We start from the raw sequence: 8322 nt of genomic DNA, 5'->3' as shown, positions 1-8322 counted from the left end.
CATTCATTAACATTTCTTTAGATACTTTTACAATCCTATCTAAATTATATTTATCTATTGAATATTTATAAATCCATTGAGAATTCAAGGCTATAATTGTTGATATACCTATAGTAAATAAAGCCATTAATATTCCATAAATAATTTTTACTATACTTCTTATAATCCCCCTCATATGTATCCCCCTTTAAATTGTATGTATACATAATATCATAAAAACTACCATATATATAGAAAAAAGAAGGCACAGCCTCCTAATTCTTCAAATTAAAAAATATATTTTTATTAAATCTTAAAGGTCGGCTCGTAATATTATACATATATTAACCAACTATTAAGTCTATATTTTCTTTGTATTGATAGTGTTCTTTTTCATTATACATTATAGAATTTTTAGGGCAGGCATTAACGCATCTACAACACATTATACAATTATCCCGAAACTTAATATCCCCACCAATATTATCTATATTTTTAGTCGGACAAATCTTTACACATAAATTACATTTATCACAATCAGAATTTACTGAATACTTCACAGAATTTTTATATAAGTCTTTAGTCTTCATTTTATTTATAGTTTTATATATTGAGGCTTTAATTTCATTTACATTTTCCTTCATATAATTATCCATTAAAAAATTTACTACAGCATCTTTTATTTCAACTAAAGAACTATCAAAGATTTCTTTATAATCTTTTCTTGTTAATTTTTTATATCCTTTTGATAAAGTATAATTATCTGGCATTTGAAAATTTTTAGTTACTATAACTCTATAATTCTTTGTTAATAGCTTCTTTTCTAATTCGTTAAAATATGTTTTTGCTCTATCTCTACCAGTTGAAAAAATCATAGTCTTAATTTCTTTTGAAGTATCAGATAAATTATCCTCTAAATACTCAATAAAAAATTTAGGAATATATTCAAAATATTTAGGAAAACCTAAAATTAAATAATCATAAGAAACATTTTTTAAGTCTATTTTTTCCTCAATAGAGTATGTATCTATTTCACAGCCATTTTTATAAAATTCCTCTGCAATCTTATTAGCTATAAATTTAGTATTACCAGTTCCACTAAAGTATAAAATTATTCCCTTCAAGGCAAAGTCCCCCTAATTTAATATTCTAAATTGATATATTATTAGTTTTTTCCTACTTTAACTAAAATTATATATTATTTGGAATATATTGGAAACGTTTTTTTTACGCCTTTTTTACTAATAATTTTTAGAAATTCATCAAATTATTTCATATATCTTATATTTAAGCTCTTAACTTCTATATTTCCAAAATAAAATAGCTGCTAATAATAAACTTCCACAAATAAATAAGTAAATAAAGAATAATGGATTTGATAAGCTACCAAATAAAATTATAAGAGACCCTACTATTGCTAAAATAGGATTTATCTTCCCTCTTATAAAACCTTTAATTTCTCCACTTATGCCCATTCTTAAAACTTTAATATATATTAGTATATATAATAAATAATTAACTGTTATTGATATTTCTGAAATATCACCATTAGGTAATAAATTATACTTTTGTGTTATATAATGTAGCACTAAACAAACTATTGATATTATAAAAGCTACAATAGTTGAATATATTGGCATCCCTAAAAACTTATTTACTACTTTTACGATTTTAGATTTTGGGAACATTCCTCTTATTGCTAGAGAATATGGCATTCTAATGTGACCCATTATTAATCCGTTTACCGTTCCTAAAATTGATACAACTACAAAGGTTAAAATAATCTTAGCACCCCATACTCCAAATATCATATTTGCTGCTAGATCAACATGAGAATCTCCTAATGCCATTATCTTTTCTGGTCCAACATATATACTTATGCCAACAAAATAAAGAACATATATTAGTAGTATAAATAAAGGAGCGATAACTAATGCTTTTGGTAAATTCTTTTTTGAATCTTTTATTTCATGCCCTATAGATGTTGCAATTATCCAACCATCAAAAGAAAAAGCAATTGGTGCAATAGCCGCTATCCAAGATGTTGATTTCATATGTATAACTTCACCTATATTTATAGAACTAGGGTTACCAAAAAAAACTCCTGCTAATGCAATTAATATTAGCGGAATTACTTTAATAACAGTTGATGCATTTTGAAAATATCCACCTAATTTTGCTGATAATAAATTTAATATATAAAATACTATGATTACAACTAATCCAATAATAGTTTGGATAGCTAGTCCGGCTTCAATACCAAAGAGCATACAAATATATATCCCTGCCACCCATGAAACAACAGCAACTAATGTAGGATAATATAGAAACGTATGGAACCATCCAAAAGCACATGCTATAGACTCATTGTATGAATATTCCGCGTAAGATATTATTCCACCAGCCTTAGATTCTCTTGATGCAAGCTCTGAAATAGTTAAACTTCCAAAAATAATACCTAAAGCAGCTATACAAAAAACTAAGACGCCTAAACTAATACTACCGTTTGTAGCTACAAGTATATTATCACTTTTAAAAAATATACCTGATCCAATTACAATTCCCACAATCATACCTATGGTAGTAAATAAACCATATTCATTTTTTTTCATTATTCCACCTCATCCTTAAGTTATATTATGTAATGTCTAATTCCCTATGTAAAATATAACATATAAACAGGAAAATAAGAACAATAATTTATCAATATTTTTATATTTTTTATACATTCACTTTCAATATTAGAATGAAAGTATGAAACATTCGTAATATCAATAAAATAATAGTTTTTATTTCCATAATAATTAATTCATTATATAATTACTTTATAAAAAGTATTGAGGAGATTATTATGGGAAACATATTATTTTATTATTTAATTTTAATTAATGTTATTGCTATTATTACGATTTATATAGATAAGCAAAAAGCTATTAAACATCAATGGAGGATAAAAGAATCCACTTTATTTTTAATATCTATACTAGGTGGTAGTATAGGAAGTCTTATAGGTATATACACATTCAGACATAAAACAAAGCATTTAAAATTCACTATTGGGATACCATTAATTTTAATTATTCAAATTTTAATTCTATGCTATTTAATTCTATAAATATTATTAAAAATAATTTCATATAAAAAAAGAGATAGCTTAATAAAACTATCTCCTTTCCTATTTGTAATTTGGTACAAATTACTTCCTAAACTATTAACTTTTACTTATTAACTTTTAACTATTATTCTTCTATTTTATTAACTGAAATTCCTAACTCTACAAGTTGCTTTTCATCTACTATATTAGGTGCTTCACTTAAATAGCAGTACGCATTTTGGTTTTTAGGGAAAGCTATAACATCCTTAATATTTTCAGTTCCAGCTAAGAACATTACCATTCTATCTAAACCAAAAGCTAAACCTCCATGTGGTGGTGGTCCAAACTTAAAGGCATCTATTAAGAATCCAAATCTCTCTTGTGCTGATTCTTCAGTAAAGCCTAAAGCTTTAAACATTCTTTGTTGTAACTTAGAATCATGAATTCTTATTGATCCTCCACCTAATTCTTCTCCATTTAATACTAAATCATAAGCTTTTGATCTAACTTCTCCTGGATTAGTTTCTACCATAGCTAAATCTTCATCCATTGGTGAAGTAAATGGATGGTGAGCAGCATAATATCTTCCATCTTCTTCGCTGTATTCAAATAGAGGGAATTCTGTTATCCAAGTAAAGTTAAATTCATTCTTATCTTTAATTAAATCAAACTGCTTAGCTAATTCTAATCTTAATGCACCTAAGCTTTGGAATACTACTGAATTTTTATCAGCAACTATAAATATAGCATCGCCAACTTCTGCATTCATAGTTTTAATTATTGAGTTTGTCACATCATCAGTTAAGAATTTAGAAATTGATGATTTAATTCCATCTTCTTTTATTTGAATCCATGCAAGACCTTTAGCTTTGTATGTTTTAACAAACTCACCTAATTTGTCTATTGGCTTTCTTCCAAGGTCTGCTCCACCTTTTAGGCAAAGAGCTCTTACAGAACCACCAGCTTCTATAGCTGATTTAAATACTACAAAGTCCATATCCTTTACGTCTTCTGTAATATTAGTTATTTCCATTCCAAATCTTAAATCAGGTTTATCTGATCCGTACTTTTCCATTGCATCTTTAAATGTCATTCTCTTTATAGGAAGCTTAACATCAACACCTGCAACTTCTTTAAATACATGAGCAATTAAACCTTCATTCATTTTCATTACATCATCTTGTTCAACAAAACTCATTTCTAAGTCAATTTGAGTAAATTCAGGTTGTCTATTTGCTCTTAAATCTTCATCTCTGAAACATTTAGCTATTTGATAATATCTATCAAATCCTGATACCATTAATAATTGCTTAAATATTTGTGGTGATTGAGGAAGTGCATAAAACATTCCTGGATAATTTCTTGAAGGCACAAGATAGTCTCTAGCTCCTTCTGGAGTACTCTTAGTTAATATAGGAGTCTCTACTTCTAAGAAGTTATTTGCATCTAAATAATCACGTACTGCTTTAGATATTTTACTTCTAATCATAAATATTCTTTGCATATCTGGTCTTCTAAGATCTAAATATCTATATTTTAATCTTATATTCTCTGCAGCATCTAATCCTTCTTTTATATAGATTGGAGGAGTTTCTGATTCTGAAAGAACTTTTAAACTTTCACACTTAAGTTCAACTAATCCAGTTGGCATATTATGATTTGGAGCTTCTCTTAATACAACTTCTCCTGTTACTGCAATACAATATTCAGGTCTTACATCTTTAGCTTTTTCAAAAGCCTCTGCATTTATCTCTTCCCCAAATACTATTTGCATAATACCTGTTCTATCTCTTAGATCTATAAATTGTAGACCTCCTAATTTTCTATTTCTTTGTACCCAACCCATTAATGTGATCTTTTGAGAAACATTACTTTCCCTAACTTCTCCACACATTAGGCTTCTCTTTAATCCACTTAAAGCTTCACCCATTATTACTTCCTCCTAACTATTTTATAACCTTTGCTATTTCTTCTATATTGTCTAAACTAACTTCAAATTGCTCTCCATCGCTCATTCTCTTAAGCTTTAAAGTCTTATTTTGAAGCTCGTCATCACCTATAATAGTTGTAAAGACTGAACCTATTTTATTTGCATATTTCATTTCAGCTTTTATGCTTCTTCCCATATGGTTTACTTCTGTTTTTATTCCATTACTTCTTAATTTATTTGCTAAAACAAAGGCTTCAGTTTTTGCATTATCGCCTCTTGCTCCTATATAAAGCTCAATAACATCTTCCTTTGGAATTTCTATTCCTTCATTTTCTAATGTCATTATAAGCCTTTCTAATCCTAATCCAAATCCTACTGCTGGCATTTCTGGTCCACCAATTTCTTCAATTAGCTTATCATATCTACCACCACCACAAACTGTAAAATCATCATTTAATATTTCAAAAATAGTTTTAGTATAGTAGTCTAAGCCTCTAACTATGCCTGGATCAATATTATATTTAATATTTAAAGCATCTAAATATCTCTTTACTTCAGTAAAATGTGAATCACATTCATCACATATGTAATCTAAAATAATTGGAGCATCTTTCGTAATTTCCTTACAAGTTTTTTCTTTACAGTCTAAAATTCTCATGGGATTCTTTTCAAATCTTGTTTTACATACATTACAAAGATTATTATAATTTTCTTCTAGATACTTCTTTAAAGCTTCATTATATTTAGGTCTACAATTTGGGCAACCTAAATTGTTTATATTTAAACTTAAGCTTTTTAATCCTAAATTCTTTAAAGCTTCCATAGCTAAAGAAATAACTTCTGCATCCATAGATGGCTCTTTAGAACCAAAAACTTCTACTCCATATTGATGAAATTGTCTAAGTCTTCCCTTTTGAACATTTTCATATCTAAAACATGGAATAATATAATATAATTTTGTTGGCTGTGCTTCATTAAATAGTCTATTTTCAATAAAAGCTCTAACAGTTGGTGCTGTACCTTCTGGTTTTAATGTTATACTTCTATCACCTTTATCATTAAAAGTATACATTTCCTTTTGCACTATATCAGTAGTTTCTCCAACACCTCTTAAAAATAACTCTGTATGTTCAAATATAGGTGTTCTAATTTCTCTTACTCCGAATGCCTTTGAAACTTCTCTTAATACTCCCTCTACATAATGCCACTTATAAGCATCTTGAGGTAGCATATCCTTCGTACCCTTAGGTGCTTGGATTTCCATAATATCTCCTCCTATTTAAGGTAAAGTGTATCTAAAAGTTTTCTTTTTTCCTCTACCATTTCCTTAATTCTGTTAGTGTACTCTCTGATGTCTTTTACATTTCCAAATCTCTCTATTCTATCCTCTTCTAAGAATACAACTTTAGAGACTGCATCAGCTCCTAATGCAATTATAGTTTGCTTATCTTCTATCATTTGAATATTATACAAACATTCTTTGCCCTCTTTAGAATATCCCAAATTCTCCATATTTCCAACCATATTTTTTTGTCTATACATATAATATGGCTTTATCTCTAAATCCTTTGCTAACATTCTACTCATTTCATACATTGAAGAAAGCTCTTCTTGCTTTTTAATTTGTATTCCTTTTTTTAGAATAAAGTTTTCATAAAGAATAGAAGCTCTTTTTAATGATAAGCCATGTACAGTTAAACTATCTGGTTTAAGCTTTAATATTTCTTTTGCTGTATATTCAGCTTCCTTTATACCTTCTCCAGGTAGCCCAATAATCATATCCATATTGATATCATTAAAACCTAGTTCTCTAGCTAATTTGAACTTTTCTATTACATCTTTAGAAGAATGCCCTCTACCTATCATCTTTAATGTATTATCATTCATGGTTTGAGGATTTATACTAATTCTAGTAGTATTATAGTTTTTCATTGTTTGTAATTTTTCTAATGTAATGCTATCAGGTCTTCCACATTCAACAGTAAACTCAATTAAATCTCTATTTTCAACAAAAGCATTATATATTTCTTTCATTATTTCTTCAAATTCATCATTATTTACTGCTGTTGGAGTTCCCCCTCCAAAATATACACTTTCTATTTTTAATCCTCTTTCATCAACATATTTCTTCATCTCTCTAATTTCATATGTTAATGCTTCTAAATAAGGATTTACTAGCTTTTTATTTCCCCCTATTGGATTTGCTGTAAATGAACAATAAAAACATCTAGTTGGACAAAAAGCCATTCCTATATAAATAGCAATATTTTTTTCATCTTTATTTACTAGTTTTTTTTCTTTTTTAGCTACTTCAATACAAAGTCTAGCCTTTTCTTCTGAAGCTAAATGTTTGTTTCTAAATAATTCTATTATTTCATCTTCACTTTTACCTTCTTCTAAATACTTTAGAGCAATTTTAGAAGGTCTAATTCCAACTAGTATTCCCCAGGGATAATAATCTCCAGTTATTTCTTTAAGAGAAGAAAATATTAATTTCTTTATATCTTCTTTAATATTTTCTCCTAATAAAGCTTCCTTATAAAGCTCCTTATATGAAAATGAAACTTTATCTTCTTCTATATTTATAATATAATCTCCTTTATCTTCAAACTTAATTTCATCTAAAGGATAGTATATATTAAACATTTGATATACATCATATCTGTATTTTAAATTGTTTAGTTTAATTATTACTTTCATTTATTCTCCTCTTATACTAAGAATGGATTTTTCATCCTTTCATGAATAATAGTAGATTTAGGTCCATGTCCTGGATATACATTAATGTTGTTATCTAAAATCATAAGCTTAGTTTCTATACTATTAATAAGTTCATTATAACTTCCACCTAAAAAGTCTGTTCTTCCTATAGATGTATTAAATAATGTATCACCTGTAAATACATTATCTTCTACTAAGAAACAGGTTCCTCCCTTTGTATGTCCTGGTGTAAAAATAGTTTTAAAAGTTAAGCTACCTACTTTTATTTCTTGCCCTTCATATAAGTACTTATAGAACTTTGGTAACTTACCAAATATTCCACTTGTATCAATATTCATATATTCTTCTTCAGCTTCATTTAAATATACATCTACTTTGTATTTATCTTTTAATTCTACAACTGCCCCATTATGATCAAAGTGACAATGCGTTAATAGAATTACATCTATATCAATTCCTAAAGCTTCAATTTCTTTAATAAGATAACTAGCTTGTGCTCCTGGATCTATAATTGCTGCTTTATTAGTTTCTTCATCAATTGCAATATAACAATTAGTTTGTAGTGACCCAAGAGGATATGTCTTTATTATCATTTCCT

7 protein-coding genes are annotated in these 8322 nt (G+C 27.6%); 1 reads left to right on the top strand and 6 read right to left on the bottom strand.

Going from position 1 to position 8322, the window contains the following annotated elements; all coding sequences use genetic code 11:
* Nucleotides 1–323: 323 nt before the first annotated feature.
* Both QK892_RS15510 and QK892_RS15505 read right to left on the bottom strand, forming a co-directional pair.
* Entirely contained in the window at nucleotides 324–1103 is a 780-nt protein-coding gene (locus QK892_RS15510; protein ID WP_317274462.1) for an EFR1 family ferrodoxin, read from the bottom strand.
* 171 nt (nucleotides 1104–1274) lie between these two features.
* The gene (locus QK892_RS15505; RefSeq protein ID WP_317274461.1) at nucleotides 1275–2591 is read right to left on the bottom strand and encodes an APC family permease; all 1317 of its coding nucleotides are present in this window, start codon (nucleotides 2589–2591) and stop codon (nucleotides 1275–1277) included.
* Between the two features lie 239 nt (nucleotides 2592–2830).
* Between QK892_RS15505 and QK892_RS15500 the strand changes: the two genes are divergently transcribed.
* Nucleotides 2831–3094, top strand: coding sequence for a DUF1294 domain-containing protein (locus QK892_RS15500; RefSeq protein WP_317274460.1), 264 nt, complete (start codon nucleotides 2831–2833; stop codon nucleotides 3092–3094).
* Nucleotides 3095–3218: 124 nt separating this feature from the next.
* On the opposite strand, the gene aspS is transcribed toward QK892_RS15500, so the two are convergent.
* Genes aspS through QK892_RS15480 form a run of 4 tightly spaced genes read right to left on the bottom strand, consistent with a single transcriptional unit; the run spans nucleotide 3219 to nucleotide 8317 of the window.
* Nucleotides 3219–5003: an aspartate--tRNA ligase gene (aspS, locus tag QK892_RS15495; protein WP_317274459.1), complete on the bottom strand. Its 1785-nt coding sequence runs from the start codon at nucleotides 5001–5003 to the stop codon at nucleotides 3219–3221.
* A gap of 16 nt (nucleotides 5004–5019) precedes the next feature.
* Complete coding sequence (gene hisS / locus QK892_RS15490) at nucleotides 5020–6267, bottom strand: histidine--tRNA ligase (protein ID WP_317274458.1); 1248 nt, start codon at nucleotides 6265–6267, stop codon at nucleotides 5020–5022.
* Nucleotides 6268–6278: 11 nt separating this feature from the next.
* Entirely contained in the window at nucleotides 6279–7703 is a 1425-nt protein-coding gene (locus QK892_RS15485; protein WP_317274457.1) for a coproporphyrinogen III oxidase, read from the bottom strand.
* Nucleotides 7704–7714: 11 nt separating this feature from the next.
* A complete protein-coding gene (locus QK892_RS15480; RefSeq protein WP_317274456.1) occupies nucleotides 7715–8317 on the bottom strand; it encodes an MBL fold metallo-hydrolase in 603 nt (200 codons plus the stop codon).
* Nucleotides 8318–8322: the final 5 nt, after the last annotated feature.

The organism is Clostridium lamae, from assembly GCF_033043255.1.
GTDB lineage: Bacteria > Bacillota > Clostridia > Clostridiales > Clostridiaceae > Clostridium > Clostridium lamae.
The sequence above is the reverse complement of the archived record's forward strand: the minus strand, read 5'-3'. Positions and strand labels throughout refer to the sequence as shown.

Excerpts from the sequence above, each read along its gene's own strand:
- aspS (WP_317274459.1), bottom strand. The coding sequence starts at position 5,003 with ATGGGTGAAGCTTTAAGTGGATTAAAGAGAAGCCTAATGTGTGGAGAA.
- hisS (WP_317274458.1), bottom strand. The coding sequence starts at position 6,267 with ATGGAAATCCAAGCACCTAAGGGTACGAAGGATATGCTACCTCAAGAT.
- QK892_RS15500 (WP_317274460.1), top strand. The coding sequence starts at position 2,831 with ATGGGAAACATATTATTTTATTATTTAATTTTAATTAATGTTATTGCT.
- QK892_RS15485 (WP_317274457.1), bottom strand. The coding sequence starts at position 7,703 with ATGAAAGTAATAATTAAACTAAACAATTTAAAATACAGATATGATGTA.
- QK892_RS15505 (WP_317274461.1), bottom strand. The coding sequence starts at position 2,591 with ATGAAAAAAAATGAATATGGTTTATTTACTACCATAGGTATGATTGTG.
- QK892_RS15480 (WP_317274456.1), bottom strand. The coding sequence starts at position 8,317 with ATGATAATAAAGACATATCCTCTTGGGTCACTACAAACTAATTGTTAT.